The following is a 19,634-nucleotide window of genomic DNA, read 5'->3' as shown; positions in this document are numbered from 1 at the left end:
GGGCCTCTTGGTTTGGGAAGGGAGGTGAACGGCAAGGCTAGAGGTATGCGCGTGAAGCTAGGGAAAATAAAGTGACAAAAATCACTCATATTGTGATTTTTGTCACATACTACACTCTATCATTATTCTACAATAAGAGTGTAAGAAAGGTCCCGACACTGAGCGTAAGGCATCGGTGAAAAGGCCGGGCTCAAGAAATAGTTTAAACGTGAAAAAAATCACAAGTCCGGAAGACCAAACAATTTGGAGGGATTTACATGTCGGTGATTGAGAGAGAATTACAAGAGCAACAATCTGGCTGGAGAGGTTTTAAAAAAGGAAAATGGACTAAAGAAGTTAACGTCAACGATTTTATTGAAACAAATATCTCACCTTATGTTGGCAATGAAGAATTTTTGGTTGGTCCTACCGCCAATACAACTGCATTGTGGGAAATTGTATCTGATCTTACTAAAAAAGAGTTGGCAAACGGCGGCGTTCTTGATGTAGACGTAAATACGCCATCCACCATTATTTCACATAAACCAGGCTATTTGGACAAGGACAAAGAACAAGTTGTCGGCGTACAAACAGATGCTCCATTCAAACGTTCTTTGCAGCCGTTTGGTGGAATTCGGATGATGATCGATGCTTGTAAAGCCTATGGTTTTGAAGTGCCACAAAGCATTGTTGACATTTTCACTCATATTCGTAAAACACACAACCAAGGTGTATTTGACGCTTATACAGATGAAATGAGAGCAGCTCGTAAAGCTGGCATCATTACTGGTCTGCCAGATGCATACGGTCGTGGTCGTATAATCGGTGACTATCGTCGCGTAGCTCTGTATGGTGCAGACTTCTTGATCCAAGATAAAAAACTTCAATTGAAAAGCCTTGAAGTTGATTCCATGGAAGAAGACGTAATCCGTCTGCGTGAAGAAATTTCTGAACAAATTCGTGCTTTGAATGAATTGAAACAAATGGCTGCTGAGCACGGTTTTGATATTTCTAAACCAGCTAACAATGCAAAAGAAGCTTTCCAATGGGTATATTTTGGATACCTTGCAGCGATTAAAGAACAAAATGGTGCAGCAATGTCCTTGGGACGTGTATCTTCATTCCTTGACATTTATACTCAACGTGATCTTGAGGAAGGTGCGATGAACGAAGAACAAGCTCAGGAACTGGTCGATCATTTTGTTATGAAACTGCGTATTGTTAAGTTCCTGCGTACACCTGACTACAACGAACTGTTCAGTGGTGACCCAACTTGGGTAACAGAATCCATTGGTGGTATGTCTGTCACTGGAGAAACTCGTGTTACCAAAAACAGCTTCCGCTTCTTGCACACACTGTACAACTTAGGACCTGCTCCAGAACCTAACTTGACTGTACTGTGGTCAGAAAAACTGCCTGAGGGCTTTAAAAAATATTGTGCAAAAGTTTCTATTGAAACTAGCTCCATTCAATATGAAAATGACGATTTGATGCGTCCAATCTACGGCGATGATTATGGTATTGCTTGTTGTGTATCCGCTATGAGAATCGGTAAACAAATGCAATTCTTTGGCGCTCGTGCCAACTTGGCAAAAGCTCTGCTGTATGCCATTAACGGCGGTAAGGATGAAAAATCCGGCGTTCAAGTAGGACCTGAGTTCCCAGCTATTACAAGTGAAGTGCTGGATTACGAAGAAGTGTTAAGCCGTTTCAAACCTATGATGGAATGGCTGGCAAAACTGTACATGAACACTTTGAATGTTATTCACTATATGCATGATAAATATAGCTACGAACGCATTGAAATGGCGTTGCATGACCGTGATATTCTTCGTACCATGGCTTGTGGTATTGCGGGTCTGTCAGTTGCTACCGACTCCTTGAGCGCCATTAAATATGCAAAAGTTAAACCAATTCGCAACGAAAAAGGAATTGCTGTTGACTTTGAAATCGAAGGCGAATATCCTTGCTACGGTAACAATGATGACCGCGTAGATACTATCGCTGTAGAACTGGTAGAAAGCTTCATGAGCATGATCCGCAAACATAAAGCTTATCGTAATGCGGTTCCTACTCAATCTGTACTGACCATTACTTCCAACGTGGTATACGGTAAGAAAACAGGTACAACACCTGATGGACGTAAAGCGGGCGAACCGTTCGCACCAGGTGCAAACCCAATGCATGGTCGTGATAAAAAAGGTGCTCTGGCATCCCTGAGTTCCGTAGCCAAATTGCCTTATGAACACAGCTTAGATGGTATCTCGAATACCTTCTCCATCGTGCCTAAAGCATTGGGTAAAGAAGAAGAAACACGCAAAACAAACCTTGTTTCGATGATGGATGGCTACTTTGGAAGCCACGCACATCATCTGAATGTCAATGTGTTTGCTCGTGAACAACTGTTGGATGCAATGGAACACCCAGAAAACTATCCACAACTTACGATTCGTGTTTCCGGCTATGCGGTTAACTTTATCAAGCTGACTCGTGAGCAACAATTGGATGTTATTAACCGTACTTTCCACGGTACAATGTAAATAAGTTTTACGTATCAAATAATACACTGACGCACGCATAGCGGATGCGGGAAGGATGATGCAACATGTTGAAAGGTCACATACACTCATTGGAAACCTTCGGGACCGTCGATGGTCCCGGCATCCGCTTCGTGCTCTTTATGCAAGGATGCTTGTTGAAATGTCAATATTGCCATAATCCGGACACTTGGGCCTTGAATGAAGGTAATCCGATGACGTTAGAAGAAGTATTGGCTGAGATTGAACCATATTTAGCCTATTACCGTTCTTCGGGAGGCGGATTAACAGTTTCCGGTGGAGAACCGACATTACAAGCTCATTTTGTAGCAGAGCTGTTCAAAGAAGTGAAACGTCGCTGGAATTTGCACACGACATTGGACAGTAACGGCTTTAATGATGCAGGTCGTATCCATGATCTACTGGACGTAACGGATTTGGTACTACTAGATATTAAACACATTGATAACGACAAGCATATTAAGCTTACAGGCAAATCCAACGATCGTATGCTAAGTACGGCCCGCTGGTTGTCTGAGCAAGGGCGAAAAATGTGGATTAGACACGTATTTGTACCGGGTATCCATGACGACGAGCAAGATCTACTCAATTTGGGACGGTTCATTGGAACGTTGAACGGAGTCGAGAAATTCGAGATTTTACCTTACCATCAAATGGGTGTTTACAAATGGGAAATGCTCGGTAAGGCATATCCGCTGGAGGGAGTTCCGTCTCCTACAGATGAAGAAGTTCAACGTGCTTACCGACTCATTGAAGAGGGTCGTCTGGAGACTGCAGGAACGAATACTGCTTGCCGTCCATCATAATGTTGTAGTAAGTTTTGCAAAGCAAAAAATGAGTATACAGCGTGCACCAGTATTAAACGGTGCACGCTGTTTTAATTTGTCTTGAAATATTTAAGATAAAAAAACTTTTTTAGGCTGCGACTTGAATCGGCTTGTTCTTGCTCTGCTCACTTCTTAGTTTTCAGAAAAACGTTTCATTGTTATCTAAGTTCTTGTATTTAAAGGTAATTTTCAGTACCTGATTAACATTGATAGATACAATGAAAATTTACTAAAATATGTACTTAGATTTCACAGCACGAACTTTCGGTCGAAGTATATACAGTAAATAAATATAAAATTTATGCTACTGAAACTGAAGAGAATCATAATAGTCTTGTTTTATTGAAATTTTCAATATTTTATGAATTTTTTATTATAAAACAACAATATATATAATAATAAGGAAAAAAATGTTTACTTTTTCACCTAATTATTGTACTATGAATTTGTAAATTATAATAAAAGAAAAGGAGACAAGAAACATGGTAAAATCTAAGCTGCTAGGTTTAACTGCTCTCTCAGCTCTCACTTTATCTTTAAGTTTTGTACCTACTCAACTAACCTATGCTAAAGAAAATATGAACTCAAACACGAGTTCACAATCGGTTATTGAACAAACATTAACAAATGAAAGTGTAGTTACACCTCAAGGATCAAGGTCATATCAACTGGGTCAAACTTCTGCATCTATTTATTTAAATGGGTCTTTGGATGTACAGATTTATACGGCCTCAAGTAGTTCAGATTTGTATAGTATTGATATTTATGATAGTAACGGTAGACATGTCTACCAGCGTGATAGAAATCCTAGTGAAGGATCTAGTTTTCATGTAAGTGGTTTATATGGTTATCATACAGTTCGTGTTCAAACTTATAATAATAACGGAACTTATTCTCTAACTTGGCCTTGATTAATGACCATTTTTATTGGGTGCCCAAAGTCGATTTGATGACTTGGGGCACCTTTTCTTTTCACAAAGAGAGGACTACTACCTAACGATAAAGTAATTGTTTCACTTTGTTTATGGTTAATTTTCATATTCCAGTCATTCATAAATGCCATACTCTATAGTTACAAGTTGATAAGATGAGAGTTTTAAATAAAGCACCTATGAACAAAAATTAGCTTAATAAAAAGAGATTATTCCAATAGAGGACTTTTTATGACGAAATAAATTAGCAAGATCGGAAGCCAAATCTTTAAATCTAATAGCCTATTTATTTAGTAGATTTTTAATGTATTAAGGGATAATTCTTTTCGTTTATTGCAATCACAGGAGGAAGTTCCCTTTTTTTCATGATCGTCAAAATTTCCAGAAACTTTTTGACAACTGTCGCGTCTAATAGTATGACTTTTCACGGGAATGATAATAATTTGGGGATAGAAGGAGACAGACAATGAATTTCAAGAAATGGACCATGCTCACCGCCTTGGCGGTAGCTCAGGTGGCTGCAGTAGCCCCTGTAGGAGCAGAAGCAGCATCAACAAGCGTTCAATCCACCGATTCGGTTAGCGCCCAGCAGACGACCAATGTTGCTGATTCCGGCGTTCAGAATAGTATCGGAGATCAAAATGGAACAAGCACACCAGCTAATACGGTAACACCTGATAACACGGGTGTATCCAATGATCCATTGACTGGGCTGCCTACAGATACCACTAACGGATCGAACGTAACCAATGATGTATACGGTGGAGACGGAACGATCACCAATCCTGGTGGAGCTCCAACATCCATGAATGCGAATCAACTGATTTTGTATTTGAACAGTGCTAAAATGGAACAAAATGGACAGGTATATACGGCAACTCAGCCGATGACAGTCAAAGACGGAGTTTCCTATGTAGCTATCCGTTCTCTTGTCAGCCGTGTCGGATTGCAGTTTAGTTATGACACTGCCACCAAAGAAACCGTAATCACCCAAGGAACAAATGTCCTACGCTTCAAAACAGACAGCAAAGTTTATACGGTTAACGGTGAAGCTAGACAAATGAAGGGACCGGCTTTCCAACAAAAGAACGTATTTATGGTACCGTTGACCTCGATTACGCAGGCCTTAAATATTCCTTATACTGTGAATAATACAACTAAACAAGTTATCATGGATTTGAATCAGAAGCCAAAAGCTTCTTTCACGGTTCAACAAAAAGATATCTATGCGGGTGAAACTCAAGTTACGTATTTGACCAAGGAATCTTCTCCTACAGGTCTTCCGATTGTGAACCAACGTTGGGAAGGTAAGCAGGACGTATTTCAGGAGCCGGGTACATATGTAGTTACCTATTCCGTTCTTGACTCTGCTGGGAACTGGAGTGATCCTTACTCTGTAACAATTACAGTAAGACCGCCAAATCAGCCGCCGGTAGCTCTGTTTACAACGGATAAAAAAGAGTACAAGATGGGTGAAAAAATTACCATTACCGACCTGAGTACTGACGATGAGAATGCGATCACTAAGCGTGATTGGGAGAACAAGAAACTTGCCTTCTTCCAGCCAGGTGATGTAACCATTACACTGACCGTGACTGATAAGCATGGCGCAACAGGTACCAAAAGTGAAACAATTAAAATTACGAATGAACTGCTATACAACGAAGATGATTTCAATAAAATTTTCACGCCATATGGCGATAAATACAGTGTAGATGGCAGTCAGGTGCCTACAATGCCTACCATTCCTTTGACTAGTACATCTTCACCACGTCTTCTGATTCGTGCCAACAGCCCGGAACGTGTGTTCCAGGATGGTATCGTATATCAGGAAACCGGATCAGGCAGTACCCGTATTCTTGTCCATCATGTGAATGAAACGGGTAGAGATGTAAAGATGTATGTGATTGCGACCAACAACAATATCACGCCTACCAATATTAATGTCGAAAATTCAGGTTTTGCTGGACCATCTGAATTTGCTACAGCTGCGGGAAAAGTTTCAATTCAAAAATATTTTCAGTCTATGATAGATGGAAGCAAACGTTCTAGTACGGTTCTGAATCCAGGCGAAAGCCGTATTATTTTGCAGGATTTGAATGAGAAAAAAATGAAACAAAAACAAGTCATTTCTCTCTTGTCCGATCTATACACGGATCAGCCAATCCAATATACGGTCATTATGGTGGATGCAAATGCAGATCCAATGACTGTACTGCCTACACTGGCAAAACTGCCTAAGGACGGTATTCATAACCGTGGAACGTACGCGAATTCGGATATCTCGCTCAATTATACCGAAGAAGTTGGTAAAACAGCTCAACGTATCGTTCTTGGTGATAATAAGGTAGACCCGAACCTGATTGGTACCGACGGCCTGGACGGCTCTTCTGCTTCCAATGCTGGTAACTTTGGTGTTGTATATAAGGTTAAGTTGGACCATGTAGCGCCGTATTCACTGATTGCGTTCAACCCGCGTGGAGGCGAATATTCCGGCTATGCGATGGTGAATAATCAGGTTGTGGGCATACCGACAAATGGTGCTGTATGGGCTCCGAATGAAATGAGTGTACTGTATCGTACAGGTCATATTGAGGAAAGTGTAGAGATGTATTTCACTGCAGCTGCTGGTAGTAATCTGCCGGTTTCCGTAGTAGTTATGCCTTTACCAGCTATTAAAAATTAATTTTAAATAACCGGTGTTGTATACCGGCTTAGACCACTTGAGTCTCATCATTCACCGTTTTAAAAGTCGATGTCACTTGCAGGATATAGGCGTTCTCCCGTTGCGAACTTGGTTGCAGCACTGGAGAACGTCTTTTTCTTATGAGTAGCGCGAATATCTCTTATAATATTGACTTTAATCGTGGTATAATGAATAGATGCAAGCCTAAGCCTGCATCAGAAAACCTGAAACTATAGACAGGGGAGGGTGAAACGCATGCTGACAAAGGATGAGATTATCGCAACGATGTCCGCTCAGGGGCTGCGTATTACAGATCAACGCAAGACGTTGGCCACGTTATTTTCCGAGAATGAAGGGTATCTGTCCCCTAAAGACGTTTATGAATATATGGGTAAGAAGTACAGCGGACTTAGCTTTGATACAGTATATCGCAATCTGCGTGTAATGCAGGAATTGGGTGTACTGGAGCAGGTATCTTTTGAGGATGGGATGAAGTTCAAGGTGAGCTGTAATGAACATCATCACCACCACCATATGATTTGCTTGAGCTGTCAGAAAACATTGCCGATTTCTTTTTGTCCAATGCAAATGACAGATACAACAGATCAATTCCAAATCGTCGAGCATAAGTTTGAAATTTTTGGTTATTGCAAAGACTGTCAGCAGAAGAATGGGCATACTGAGAGTAATTCGGATGGGGGTTTCAAACAGACGAGCAGTCACACTCACAGCCACGGGGGCTACTGAAATGAAAATCACCACACGCAGAGTGGTACAGGCTCCGATTCAGTTTTATCGTGCTTACATTTCACCATTAAAGCCGGCTACCTGCAGGTTCTATCCGACGTGTTCGGCGTATGCGCTGGAAGCGGTAGAAGTGCATGGTGCGCTCAGAGGCTCATGGCTAGCTGCAAAGCGTATAGCTAAATGCCATCCATTTCATCCCGGCGGTGTAGATTTGGTCCCTCCTGCAAAAAAGGGGTTAGATCAGTCTGACAAAGATCGTTTGGCTACCCATACTGAGAAGGGTCTGACTTGACAGCGCCATGCCGATTTGGTTATATTTTGGTTAATATTGTTTTCCTGTGAAGGGATGAGTAAGGTAAGTCGTCCAGTACAGAGAGCCGGAGTTAGCTGAAAACCGGTCTGGAGTGAAGCCTGAATATGGTCCTGGAGGAACCTTTTTCGAGCGTATTTGCCACAGTGAAGAAGCTATGTTCAAGAGGCAATCGTAAGGAGGAGGCGTGATCCAGCGTTAATGGGCGGTCAGATGTGACCGGTGAAGCCTGTATTCTGCGAGGGTACAGGGAATTTGGGTGGTAACGCGTGAGGTGACTCTCGTCCCATAGGGACGGGGGTCTTTTTTGTGCCCAATTTGTGTCGAATTCATGAATTGGAGTACCTATCATGGTAGCAAATCTTTTGCTGTCGTGAACAAAACAGGAGGAACATACATGTCTAGTGAGAACACATTTTACATTACAACACCGATCTATTATCCCAGTGACAAGCTCCATATAGGACATGCCTACACGACGGTAGCGGGTGATGCGATGGCTCGCTACAAGAGGCTACGGGGCTATGAGGTTCGTTATTTGACAGGAACGGATGAGCATGGCCAGAAGATTGAGCAAAAGGCAAGTGCAGCTGGCAAAACGCCGCAACGTTTCGTAGATGACATTGTGGCAGGTATTCAAGACCTGTGGCGGAAGCTCGACATTTCCAATGACGATTTTATCCGTACTACGGAGGAACGTCATAAGGCTGTCGTACAGGAAATCTTTGATCGTTTATTAAAACAAGGCGATATTTATAAGGGAGAATACGAAGGTTGGTACAGCATTCCTGACGAGACTTACTACACAGAAACTCAGCTCGTTGATGTCGTGAAGGACGCTGAAGGTAATGTAACTGGAGGTAAGAGCCCGGATAGTGGACACCCTGTAGAACTGGTCAAGGAAGAGAGTTACTTTTTCCGCATGAGCAAGTATGCTGATCGGTTGCTGCAATTTTATGAAGAGAACCCGCAGTTTATCCAACCGGAATCCCGGAAAAAAGAAATGATTAACAACTTCATCAAGCCGGGGTTAGAAGATCTGGCTGTTTCCCGTACAACTTTTGACTGGGGTGTTAAGGTCAAGGGGGACCCGAAGCATGTCGTATACGTGTGGATTGACGCACTTTCTAACTACATCACTGCCTTGGGGTATGGCTCTTCTAATACTGAGCTGTACGATAAATTTTGGCCAGCAAATGTGCATATCGTAGGTAAAGAGATTGTCCGATTCCACACGATATATTGGCCAATCATGCTGATGGCACTGGACCTTCCGTTGCCTAAAAAAGTATTTGCACATGGTTGGTTACTCATGAAAGATGGCAAAATGTCGAAATCTAAAGGCAATGTGGTAGACCCGGTAACGTTGATTGACCGTTATGGTCTGGATCAACTTCGATACTACTTGCTGCGCGAGGTGCCATTTGGAGCGGATGGAACATTCACACCTGAAAGTTTTGTAGATCGTGTAAATTCGGATTTAGCCAATGATCTGGGCAACTTGTTGAATCGTACGGTAGCGATGGTAGACAAATATTTTGACGGCAAAGTTCCCGCTTATGAAGCCAATGTAACCTCATTCGACGCAGCTTTGGTAGATATGGCAACATCGACTTATAGTAAAGTTGAAGAAGCTATGGAAAACATGGAATTTTCCGTGGCTTTAACGGCGATTAGCCAATTTATTAGCCGTAGCAACAAGTATATTGACGAGACGCAACCTTGGAATCTGGCTAAGGATGAGGCAAAACGTCGCGAATTGGCATCTGTTATGGTGCATTTGGTAGAAAGCTTACGTATTGCTTCCATTTTACTTCAGCCTTTCTTGACGCGTGCACCTCATCAAATTTGGGAACAACTCGGTATTCGTCAAGGGGAGCTGACTACATGGGATAGCGGCAAGCAATTTGGACGTATTCCAGAAGGAACGCAGTTGGTCAAAGGTAATCCGATCTTCCCCCGTCTGGACTCTGAGCAAGAGGTTGCTTTTATCGTAGAAGCAATGACTGGAGGTAAGAAACCGGAGGAAGCTGCCACACAAGCTCAACCGATGAATGCATCTGAGGCGAGCCAGGAAGCACCAGAGCCGAAAGAAGAGATTGGCATTGAGGATTTTGCCAAGGTAGAACTGCGTGTTGCTCAGGTTGTCGCCTGTGAGCCTGTGAAGAAGGCCGATAAACTATTGAAGCTTCAGCTCGATCTTGGTTATGAGCAGCGACAGGTGGTATCAGGAATTGCGAAGTTTTATACACCTGAGGATATCATTGGGCGTAAGGTGATCTGTGTGACCAATCTTAAGCCAGTAAAACTTCGGGGTGAGCTGTCGCAGGGTATGATTTTGGCAGCATCACATGGGGATCAGCTTACATTGGCCACTGTACCGGATGGTATGCCAAATGGTGCGATTGTAAAATAAGAGGCTATATAAAATAAAAGAACGTAAAAAGCGTATGCTTGGATATTATTCTCCCAGGCATACGCTTTTTGGCTTGCATCATATTTTTCTCTGTCTATACGTATGTTTTAGTAGGTAGGGCTTGTATTTGCTCTGCGTGTTCACTAAGACAGGTGGGAGGAAATGATGATGTCAGATGTCAACGCCGGGTTGGCCATCGTTGCTGGACTGGTTTCTTTTTTTTCACCGTGCTGCTTGCCACTATATCCATCCTATTTATCGTATATAACAGGAATGTCGGCACGTGAACTGGCTGAAGGACGGCACAGGGCAGAGGTTCGCTATCGTACGATGGGACACACGCTTGCTTTTGTATTAGGCTTTTCGGTTGTTTTTTATTCACTGGGGGCAAGTGTCGGGTTGCTTGGAGAATGGTTTGCCAATTATGGGGATACGTTAAGAGTCGTAGCGGGGCTACTTATTATACTCATGGGTCTGGTATCTCTTGGTTTCGTGCGTCCATTATTTCTAATGAGAGAGCATAAGCTGCGCTGGACATGGAAGCCTGCCGGTTACGCCGGTTCCTTTGTAATCGGAATTGGGTTTGCGGCAGGCTGGTCACCCTGTATCGGTCCTATGCTAACAGCTATTATCGCTTTGGCGGCAGTAGAGCATCACATTTGGTTCAAGCTGATTACTGGCTACGCACTTGGTTTTGCGATTCCGTTTTTTGTATTGGCTTTGCTGGCAGGCTCTGTTAAGTTATCGTCCCGTTATACTTCCATCCTTATCCAAATAGGTGGCATGCTGCTTGTGATCACTGGCGGTCTGCTGGTAATGGATCATATGACAGATGTTACGCTTTTTTTACAACGGATTACCCCGGATTGGATGCTGGTTATGTGAAATATTCGATACGACTTAAAGGAAAATGTTCAAAAATGCGTTCTGTGATAAACTCCCGTAGTGCATTTTGCTGTTCATCGGGATAAACATATTTATTCTGGCCCCAGCGGCCCCATTTTTTCTTACGTTTTTCTATGTCCATTTCCAGTTTGGTTTTCGGGTAACGTTTCTCGATAACAGCTTTGGATGTTTTGGTAAAGCGATGCTGAATTAATTCGAATGTCAGATCCTTCGTAGCATGCTGGGGCAAGGTTTCTCCCAATCTACGCAGCAGCTCTCCGTATCCTTCTTCCCAGCCGTCATACCAAATGATGGGTGCGATGATGAACCCCAGCGGATAACCGGCCCGTGCGATTTTGCCCGCTGCTTCAATACGTTCCTCAAAGCGCGAAGTTGCAGGTTCAAACTGTTTAATAACATAATCGGAATTAATGCTAAAGCGGATGCGAGTATGGCCATTATGTTTAATATCCAGCAATGGATCAACATGATGATATTTTGTAACAAAACGAAGTCGGCCAAATTCCTCATCTGCCATGAAACGAATCAAGTCTCCAAGTGATCCAGTGATATGCTCCAAACCAACCGGATCAGAGGTACAAGCTGCTTCAAAACGAGTAATTTCAGGCGCCCGCTCCTCGATATAGGCTTTAGCTGCTGATATGATATCGTCAGTATTGACATAGATCCGAATATACGGCTTTGCTCCTAAGGTTGTTTGTAAATAACAGTAGTGACAGTGCCCCATGCAACCAGTCGAAATAGGGATGGCATATTCGGCAGAGGGCTTGGATTGGTCAAAAGTTAATGTTTTACGGATGCCGACAACCAGTGTCTTTTTTGCCATTCGGTATTTTTCAACTTCAGTTTCACCTGGTAAATTGGTAATTCGGTTGTGAGAGGTCGTCATACGATACGGAATATCCTTGGCTTTGACCCAATCCATAATACGCTGGCCTTTGGGATAATTTAGTGCGTCTGGTTCAAAAAACACCAGATCAGGCATGAATGGCTTGGTTCCTCTGATTTGGACAGGAGTACGCTCAAGCGTAGACATGGCTAACGCTCCTTTCGAAATAAATCCTCTGTGCTCTGGTGTCCAACTCTAAAGCATCTCCGCAGAAAGTAACGATACAGGGGCGACAACATTAGTGTACCCTGCTTAAATTGAACAAATCGTGGCAATAGATGTGAGTGGAGGGACGAGACTTGCCAATGAGCGATGATAACATGTATCATTACATAGTAGGTTTAATGCAGGAAATGAAGGCGGTAAGCGCCCGTTCAATAACAGAAAAGAGGGAAACAAGTGCCAACGCCAAGCATGGAAGATTATTTGGAGCGCATTTACCAACTGATCGATGAGAAGGGATATGCTCGTGTCTCGGATATCGCAGAGGGTTTGGAGGTGCATCCTTCGTCCGTCACCAAGATGATTCAGAAGTTGGATAAGGACGATTATCTTGTATATGAGAAGTATCGGGGACTGATTTTGACACCGAAAGGGAAAAAGGTCGGCAAACGGTTGGTTGACCGCCACCAGTTACTAGAGCAATTTCTGGATATGATTGGGGTTGACAAGGACCTAATATATAAAGATGTGGAAGGTATTGAACACCATTTGAGCTGGGATTCCATCACACGTATCGAGACATTGGTTGAATATTTCCGCCGAGATGAAGATCGCTTGCGCCAGCTTCATGACATACACAAGGAATTGAGTGGGGATTCCTAAAAGCATCTGTCCTTACGGACAATGCTTTTTTTTATTTTCCTGACCGCAACAAATATCTGGTTATTAGCGTCTATCCATTATATAGCAGGACAAGATAGGGGTTAAAATTAACAGGGGTAGCGGAGGATTATAAAGATATGAATCGGAAGAAAATAGGGCTCATGGCTGCGGGTCTACTCTTAGCAGTACAGACTGCCATTGTGCCTGGAGTTCAAGCGGCATCAACTGGTGAGATTGAGATTATATTGGACGGACAGTCCCTGCAAAGTGATGCGTCACCGTACATTGTACAGGGCGCGAATGTCACGATGGTTCCTTTGCGAGTGATTAGTGAGGGATTAGGCGCACAGGTCAACTGGTCGGCATCGTCTGGTACGGTAACGATTACAGCACAGAACAAAAATATATCTATGGATAATGGTGCACAAAGCGCTACTGTGAATGGCAAGTCGGTTCGATTGGACGCATCTGCGCGTATGTCAAGTGGGAGAGTCATGGTACCACTGCGTTTTGTTGGGGAAGAGTTGGGGTTAAAAGTAGACTGGCAAGCCTCAGAGCGGGTCATTACGTTAAGCAGTGGTAAAGAAGGTGCCTCTACTGGTGGGAGTACTTCTGTGGGAAACAGCAGCTCAACATCAAATAACTCAGCATCTGGCAATCAGGAGAGTGTTAGTACCGATCAGGGAGCCAAGGAGGATGGACAGGATGCTGTTACCTCACCGTCAACCTCTACTAATGAGGAAGGTTCAGGTTCCTCACAGGGGGATGTGGCTCAGGTGAAGGCTACAAGCTCTATGCGTGGAGCATGGATTTCCACCATTAATGGAGACTGGCCTTCTTCATCTGCACGAAGCAGTTCCGAGAAGCAAAAGCAGGAGTTTACAAAAATGCTCGATGATTTGCAGGGTATGGGCATTAACGCGGTATTTGTTCAGGTTCGTGCCAGCGGGGATGCGCTTTATCCGTCTGATCTTGTGCCATGGAGCAAGTATTTAACGAATACCCAGGGTAAAAATCCAGGCTATGATCCGTTGAAATTTATGATTAGTGAATCACATAAGCGGGGGATGGAATTCCATGCCTGGTTTAATCCGTTCCGTGCTAATTCTACAGGAACAACTAGCGGTTTGGCAGCAAACCATGTGGCTAATCAACATCCGGATTGGATTGTTAAGAATGGTAGCCAGTTGTACATCAATCCTGGAATTCCAGCTGCACGTCAGCATGTCATTGCTGCGATTATGGAGGTCGTAAACGGATACGATATTGACGGTGTCCATTTGGATGATTATTTTTATCCTTACAGCGGGACTTTTGATGATGACGCGACTTTCAAAGCATATAACGCCAACAAAATCTCTAACAAAGGTGACTGGCGGAGAGATAATGTAAATAGTTTTGTTCGCGATTTGGGCAAAAGCATTCATGCCAGCAAGTCGAAAGTTCAATTCGGGATTAGTCCTTTTGGCGTGTGGCGCAACAAGTCTCAGGACTTAACGGGTTCAGACACCAAGGCAGGCGTTACTGCTTATGACACGACATTTGCAGATGTAAGAACCTGGATTAACAAAGAATGGATTGATTATGTAGCTCCACAAATTTACTGGAGTATCGGTTTCCCAGCGGCTGGATATGACAAGCTTGTCGCATGGTGGTCCAATGAGGTCAAAAATTCAGATGTTAAGCTGTATATTGGCCATTCACCTTATAAAATCGGCACCCCTGAAAAAGGATGGCAATCCTCTCAAGAGTTAATTAAGCAGCTTGAACTGAACGAGAATTATAAGCAGGTCAAAGGGGATATTTATTTTAGTGCACAGCATTTGCGGAAAAATCCATACGGACTCATTCAACTTCTTCAAAATTATTATCAATTATGATATAAATTGGATCATTTAGGTTCTACATGGACCTCCGTTCTCATACATAAGCAGTAGAACTGCTTACTCCCAAGAGAACGGAGGTTTTTTGATCTATGCTGATCAATGCTGTGTTCCAGGGTGGAGGGGTTAAGGGAATATCGCTGGCGGGTGCAGTTAAGGCTGCGGAGGAGCATGATATTGTATTCAATCGTTTGGCTGGTACATCATCAGGTGCTATTGTAGCTGCTTTGTTGGCTGCGGGATATACGGCGGATGAAATGAAAGCCGTAATTGAGAAAACTCCCTTGGTCAAGTTGTTAAGACGTTCTCCAGTGTTCAATATTAAGTGGGTTGGGCCAGCAGCACGTATCTTTCTTAAAAAAGGGCTCTACTCAGGGGAGGCACTGGAGCATTGGGTACGCGAGCTGTTACGAGCTAAAGGAGTGCGTACATTCGCGGATCTACCTCCTGGCAAGCTGCGCATTATTGCATCAGATATTACGAATGGACGCATTTTGGTGCTTCCTGAGGATATCAAACGTTTTGGTATAAACCCCTCTTCACTAGAGGTAGCCAAGGCCATTCGGATGAGCACGAGTATCCCTTATTTTTTTGATCCTGTTATGTTAAGACTTGATTCTGCACTTGCCAAGGGAAAAACCTTTTCCCAGCAATTTGTATTTGTTGTTGATGGAGCCTTACTCAGCAATCTGCCTCTATGGCTTTTTGATGAGCCTGTCAATGAACGTGAGGCCAAAACGATTCCAACGGTAGGATTTCAAATGGTGGGCAAAACAGGGACGGAGACCAAGGTTTCTTATATACGAGGCCCATTGACCATGCTGCAGGCTATTTTTGATACCATGCTATCGGCACATGATGAACGGTATATTGAGCAGGAGAATCGGTATCGGACCATTAAAATTCCAACTTTGGGTATCCGCACTGCCCAATTCAGCATTTCACCAGAGCAAAGTGATTTGTTGTATGCTTCCGGTGTGCAGGCAGGAGAAGCTTTTTTCCACAAATGGAGCATCACTTCTTACCAGCAGCAGTATAGTAAGTATCAATTGATGAAAGATACCATGTACGCCATGAAATAAGCACCACTTACTGGCAGCTGAAGTAATTTTAAAGAAAGTAAAAAAGGAGCCTCTTCCCGGTCATATTGCAAAACACGGGTGATGGCTCCTTTGTGTTACATTTTAAAGGTTGATAATGATTAATGATATTTAGGTTGTTCCTCTTCATTTTTGCCCTTGGAACCCTCAATGACATGAAAAGGATACGTTTTGCGTTTGCTTGTAGTCTGCTGTTTACGTACACTGGCTGTTTTGGCCATGGTGCGCACAGAGGGCTTAACTTTGGGAGTTCGCTTGCGTTGTCCTGGCTGGTATTTGTACAGCAGAAATATAACTGCAAAAATAAAGACGGGGATTAGTAAACTAATGAGAAAGCCCCAGCTACCTTTCCATAGCATATCTACAATTCCATATGCGCCCAAAGCAAGGGTAAGCCAGAAAATAACGGCATGTCTGTACATCATTCACTCATCCTTTCACAGGATCAAGGACCGGACTGTTGAGAGTCTCCTTTACAGGTACATTTTCTAACTCAGCATCCAATTCAAGCATACGCTTAAATGAGGCAATCGATACCTCCACTTGATCATCGGTCGGTTCTTTGGTGGTAAGCAACTGCAGCCATAGGCCGGGGTAACCTAGATAACGAAGCACTGGAATTTCCCGAAGTGCATTGGTCAGCTTGAGAAATTCAAAAGAAAGACCCAATACGATCGGAAGTAGTAAAAGACGTTGCCCCATGCGCTCCCACAGATTATCGTAGGTAAACAGGGAGTAGACGAGTACCCCGATAATCACGGTGAGCATAATAAAGCTGCTACCGCAGCGATAATGCAGTCGGCTATATTTTTGTACGTTGGCTGGAGTCAGTTCTTCCCCTGCTTCAAATGCAGTAATCACTTTATGCTCCGCGCCGTGATATTGAAACAGTCGCTTAATTAACGGAGTTTGGGAAATAGCCCATAAATAAGCGAGCAGCAAAATCAGCTTAATAGCTCCTTCAGCGAGATTATGCAAAATCTGGTTGTGAAACAAGCCGCCAAACAGGAAACTCTCCACAACAACCGGAACGAGGGTTAATACAATTTTACCAAAGAGGAAGGACAATATACCGACCGCAGCCACGCCGATCATCATGCTCAGGCTCCAACGGGCTTCCTCTTTTTTCTTTTGTTCAGCGCGTTCTTCCGGATCTACTTCATCATCAGCATACGCATCGGCTGAATAGTTCAAATGCTTGGTGCCCTTGGCACTGGAGTCGATAATGCTGACAATCCCCCGCAATAACGGAATTCTGCGGAATTTGGACACCCAGAATTGCTCCTTGCGTGGTACTTCCAAATATGTGATTTCGCCAGATTTGCGGCGAACTGCCGTGACATTGACACGCTTGCCGCCGAACATGACACCTTCAATGACTGCCTGACCGCCGTAGCTCACAGGCTTGGATGCTTGTGACAACCGTCTCACCTCTCTTAATACATGCTTTTTTGTATATTGTATCGAATTTGGAAGGGAATATCTAGTTAGACGAAAATGGGATGTAGTGACCTGCTAATTTTATCATTCGAAAAGGAAATTTAATCATAACGGAGAAGATGGAAATCCTTGTAGTGTGGGGAGATATCATGCCATAGGTTTAAAAAAGCATTTATGAGAGCGGTCAGACTGCCCCCATAAATGCTTATTATCGCCAGTTATAAATCAGACGGAATCGCCGGATCAAATTCATTGCGTAATTGCCCCGACAGTCTCATCCACCAGTCCCTTTGACGAGACCGGGCCGCCAAACGTCCATGTTGTACTGGCCAACGGATAAGTACGTTTTTCTTTGACGAATTTCAAACCGTTCCAAACAGAATTGTTTTTCATAGATGAGCCGAAAACATTATCGTCTGGCTGCACAATATAGATAAAGTTGCTGTCCTGAACGGCTGACAGAGCTTCAATGCCAACCGTTGAAAAGCCATACGATTCAACCTTGCTCGGTTTCCAATCGTTAACCAAACCGATCTTCGCCAGTGTTCCCACAACGACTGAATTATCTGAAAACATACGCAGACTGGCTGCATTTTGCGAAGTAAAAGCCTGTGTCAGTATAAAATGGAAATCCGATTTGTTTGCAGCGGCGAGCTTTTGTTTGGCTTCGGCATAATGCTGGTCCAGATCGGCAAGCACCTGCTTAGCTTTATCCTCTTTTCCAAGAGCGACTGCGATACTATTAAAAATCTTCACCATCTTATCATAGTCGTAGCCGTTACCATCGTTCAGATTATATTCAATCGTCGGTGCGATGGCCTTGAGCTGCTCATAGATTGCTTCATTCCCATCAAAATTGGATATGATGAGATCCGGCTTTAATGAAGCAATCGCCTCCAAATTAGGCTCGTTGCGTGTACCGACATCGACCACGTTACTGTCCAGAGCCGCCTCTGGAGTCACATACACCTTATAGTTGGCATTGTCCGCATTACCAACTGGCTGAACGCCCAATGCAATCAAATCCTCCGTAAATGTCCATTCAAGCACCACGACACGCTGCGCGGGCTTGTCAAGCGTGAGTTCACCACGATTATGCTTTACTGTCACAGGACCGGTCGCTGCTTCAGTGGGTTTGCTGCCCGACGTAGTTGTCTGACCTTTATCTGCTGCATTGTCAGTTGCTCCACAACCTGCCAGTGTGAGCATAAAAGTCAGTAACAATAAGAATCCGATAAATCCCTTTTTCATAGATTGCGTTCTCCTGTATAAACGTATTATAAAATGATAATGATTATCATTTTCATCAATATATTATGAAACAGGATTGAAATTTTGTCAATGCAAAGATTATTAAATCTACTCTTCAACTTCATTGTTAAACTGCCCCCCATTGGAGCATACTACCTCTCAAAATGGATAGGCACGAATTTGGTGGAAGTACACATGCTTTTCCTTATAACAATGAGTCCTCACCATGAGAAAATTTATTCATTTTGAAAGGAGATCCAACCACATGAGTGAAACTTACTCTATACCGAAAATAGGTCGTGATCAGGAACAGTCCCGTGAATCTCAAAATCAACGTAATCATAATGACAACAGTAACAGAGGCAGACAACAGTCAGGCAAATTACATACACCGCTCATTCCCTTTGCACTTGAGCTGGGTTTTTTTGCGGGTTTGCTCTGGGGGTTGCTGCGCTGGCTGTTTTATACGCTGCACTTTACAGTAGTGGCGCCTGGCTTTCTGGCAGAGCCGTTTTTCAAGCATTCGTTCATGAACACCATGGCAGGGCATTTGGTGGGGTTGCTGTTTTTTATTGGATTGTCCGTGGTAGCGTCATTGGTGTACACCCTGATTTTGCGCAGGTTTAATGGCCCAATCCCCGGTATTATATACGGTCTGATTTGGTGGGTTATTTTATTTGTGTTAACAGGCCCTAAGTTAGGGATGATGAACCCTCCTTATCGATTAACATGGAATTCCATATATACGGAAGTTTGTGTGTTTATACTGTGGGGACTATTTATCGGATATACCGTTGCTGTCGAGTATACGGATGAAAGAATGCGCGAGCCTGAGAAGGCTGGGGACAGAACGTAACAAAAACTTCTCAAGCGCCTATCCCCTGT

16 protein-coding genes are annotated in these 19,634 nt (G+C 43.4%); 12 read left to right on the top strand and 4 right to left on the bottom strand.

Features of this window, described 5'->3' with window-relative positions:
• Positions 1-257 precede the first annotated feature (257 nt).
• The 8 genes from pflB (at position 258) to ACUC6J_RS14935 (ending at position 11,340) form a co-directional block, all read left to right on the top strand.
• Entirely contained in the window at positions 258-2,519 is a 2,262-nt protein-coding gene (gene pflB / locus ACUC6J_RS14970; RefSeq protein WP_016822312.1) for a formate C-acetyltransferase, read from the top strand.
• A gap of 65 nt (positions 2,520-2,584) precedes the next feature.
• Positions 2,585-3,343, top strand: a complete 759-nt coding sequence (gene pflA / locus ACUC6J_RS14965; RefSeq protein WP_013371803.1) for a pyruvate formate-lyase-activating protein — start codon at positions 2,585-2,587, stop codon at positions 3,341-3,343.
• Positions 3,344-3,846: 503 nt separating this feature from the next.
• Positions 3,847-4,275, top strand: a complete 429-nt coding sequence (locus ACUC6J_RS14960; RefSeq protein WP_017427487.1) for a hypothetical protein — start codon at positions 3,847-3,849, stop codon at positions 4,273-4,275.
• Between the two features lie 487 nt (positions 4,276-4,762).
• Positions 4,763-6,982: a copper amine oxidase N-terminal domain-containing protein gene (locus ACUC6J_RS14955; protein ID WP_174820876.1), complete on the top strand. Its 2,220-nt coding sequence runs from the start codon at positions 4,763-4,765 to the stop codon at positions 6,980-6,982.
• A gap of 255 nt (positions 6,983-7,237) precedes the next feature.
• Positions 7,238-7,729 (top strand): Fur family transcriptional regulator, encoded by a 492-nt coding sequence (locus tag ACUC6J_RS14950; RefSeq protein WP_016822309.1) that lies wholly within the window; start codon positions 7,238-7,240, stop codon positions 7,727-7,729.
• A 1-nt stretch (position 7,730) separates the two neighbouring features.
• Positions 7,731-8,021 (top strand): membrane protein insertion efficiency factor YidD, encoded by a 291-nt coding sequence (gene yidD / locus ACUC6J_RS14945; protein ID WP_045244441.1) that lies wholly within the window; start codon positions 7,731-7,733, stop codon positions 8,019-8,021.
• 415 nt (positions 8,022-8,436) lie between these two features.
• Complete coding sequence (metG, locus tag ACUC6J_RS14940) at positions 8,437-10,455, top strand: methionine--tRNA ligase (RefSeq protein ID WP_113050342.1); 2,019 nt, start codon at positions 8,437-8,439, stop codon at positions 10,453-10,455.
• A gap of 168 nt (positions 10,456-10,623) precedes the next feature.
• Positions 10,624-11,340 (top strand): cytochrome c biogenesis CcdA family protein, encoded by a 717-nt coding sequence (locus ACUC6J_RS14935; protein WP_447249050.1) that lies wholly within the window; start codon positions 10,624-10,626, stop codon positions 11,338-11,340.
• Here ACUC6J_RS14935 and splB read toward each other — a convergent pair.
• The gene (gene splB / locus ACUC6J_RS14930; protein ID WP_017427491.1) at positions 11,333-12,397 is read right to left on the bottom strand and encodes a spore photoproduct lyase; all 1,065 of its coding nucleotides are present in this window, start codon (positions 12,395-12,397) and stop codon (positions 11,333-11,335) included. The genes ACUC6J_RS14935 and splB overlap by 8 nt on opposite strands.
• A gap of 252 nt (positions 12,398-12,649) precedes the next feature.
• On the opposite strand from splB, the gene mntR reads away from it, so the two are divergent.
• The 3 genes from mntR to ACUC6J_RS14915 all read left to right on the top strand — a co-directional run bounded on the left by mntR (position 12,650) and on the right by ACUC6J_RS14915 (position 16,040).
• On the top strand, positions 12,650-13,075 hold the full coding sequence (mntR, locus tag ACUC6J_RS14925; protein ID WP_007430946.1) for a transcriptional regulator MntR: 426 nt from the start codon (positions 12,650-12,652) through the stop codon (positions 13,073-13,075).
• A 137-nt stretch (positions 13,076-13,212) separates the two neighbouring features.
• Positions 13,213-14,955: a family 10 glycosylhydrolase gene (locus ACUC6J_RS14920; RefSeq protein ID WP_290409545.1), complete on the top strand. Its 1,743-nt coding sequence runs from the start codon at positions 13,213-13,215 to the stop codon at positions 14,953-14,955.
• 95 nt (positions 14,956-15,050) lie between these two features.
• Positions 15,051-16,040, top strand: a complete 990-nt coding sequence (locus ACUC6J_RS14915; RefSeq protein ID WP_090890111.1) for a patatin-like phospholipase family protein — start codon at positions 15,051-15,053, stop codon at positions 16,038-16,040.
• Between the two features lie 119 nt (positions 16,041-16,159).
• Here the strand turns inward: ACUC6J_RS14915 and ACUC6J_RS14910 are convergent, their stop codons facing one another.
• From ACUC6J_RS14910 to ACUC6J_RS14900, 3 genes are all read right to left on the bottom strand, one after another.
• Positions 16,160-16,480, bottom strand: a complete 321-nt coding sequence (locus ACUC6J_RS14910) for a hypothetical protein (protein WP_290402767.1) — start codon at positions 16,478-16,480, stop codon at positions 16,160-16,162.
• Positions 16,481-16,487: 7 nt separating this feature from the next.
• Entirely contained in the window at positions 16,488-17,480 is a 993-nt protein-coding gene (locus ACUC6J_RS14905) for a DUF1385 domain-containing protein (protein WP_447249049.1), read from the bottom strand.
• Positions 17,481-17,747: 267 nt separating this feature from the next.
• Entirely contained in the window at positions 17,748-18,749 is a 1,002-nt protein-coding gene (locus ACUC6J_RS14900) for an ABC transporter substrate-binding protein (RefSeq protein WP_016822300.1), read from the bottom strand.
• A 265-nt stretch (positions 18,750-19,014) separates the two neighbouring features.
• On the opposite strand from ACUC6J_RS14900, the gene ACUC6J_RS14895 reads away from it, so the two are divergent.
• Positions 19,015-19,605 carry a YqhR family membrane protein gene (locus tag ACUC6J_RS14895; RefSeq protein ID WP_045244446.1) on the top strand — a complete coding sequence of 197 codons (591 nt, stop codon included), beginning with the start codon at positions 19,015-19,017 and terminating at the stop codon, positions 19,603-19,605.
• The last annotated feature ends 29 nt before the right edge of the window (positions 19,606-19,634 follow it).

The sequence above is a fragment of the Paenibacillus sp. JJ1683 genome, from assembly GCF_053006485.1.
Note: the sequence above shows the minus strand (reverse complement) of the source record. Positions and strands in the feature narration are given on the sequence as shown.

Bases quoted from the DNA above. Each gene is read 5' to 3' on its own strand.
- pflB (WP_016822312.1), top strand. From the start codon at position 258: ATGTCGGTGATTGAGAGAGAATTACAAGAGCAACAATCTGGCTGGAGA.
- pflA (WP_013371803.1), top strand. From the start codon at position 2,585: ATGTTGAAAGGTCACATACACTCATTGGAAACCTTCGGGACCGTCGAT.
- ACUC6J_RS14960 (WP_017427487.1), top strand. From the start codon at position 3,847: ATGGTAAAATCTAAGCTGCTAGGTTTAACTGCTCTCTCAGCTCTCACT.
- ACUC6J_RS14955 (WP_174820876.1), top strand. From the start codon at position 4,763: ATGAATTTCAAGAAATGGACCATGCTCACCGCCTTGGCGGTAGCTCAG.
- ACUC6J_RS14950 (WP_016822309.1), top strand. From the start codon at position 7,238: ATGCTGACAAAGGATGAGATTATCGCAACGATGTCCGCTCAGGGGCTG.
- yidD (WP_045244441.1), top strand. From the start codon at position 7,731: ATGAAAATCACCACACGCAGAGTGGTACAGGCTCCGATTCAGTTTTAT.
- metG (WP_113050342.1), top strand. From the start codon at position 8,437: ATGTCTAGTGAGAACACATTTTACATTACAACACCGATCTATTATCCC.
- ACUC6J_RS14935 (WP_447249050.1), top strand. From the start codon at position 10,624: ATGTCAGATGTCAACGCCGGGTTGGCCATCGTTGCTGGACTGGTTTCT.
- splB (WP_017427491.1), bottom strand. From the start codon at position 12,397: ATGTCTACGCTTGAGCGTACTCCTGTCCAAATCAGAGGAACCAAGCCA.
- ACUC6J_RS14920 (WP_290409545.1), top strand. From the start codon at position 13,213: ATGAATCGGAAGAAAATAGGGCTCATGGCTGCGGGTCTACTCTTAGCA.
- ACUC6J_RS14915 (WP_090890111.1), top strand. From the start codon at position 15,051: ATGCTGATCAATGCTGTGTTCCAGGGTGGAGGGGTTAAGGGAATATCG.
- ACUC6J_RS14910 (WP_290402767.1), bottom strand. From the start codon at position 16,480: ATGTACAGACATGCCGTTATTTTCTGGCTTACCCTTGCTTTGGGCGCA.
- ACUC6J_RS14900 (WP_016822300.1), bottom strand. From the start codon at position 18,749: ATGAAAAAGGGATTTATCGGATTCTTATTGTTACTGACTTTTATGCTC.
- ACUC6J_RS14895 (WP_045244446.1), top strand. From the start codon at position 19,015: ATGAGTGAAACTTACTCTATACCGAAAATAGGTCGTGATCAGGAACAG.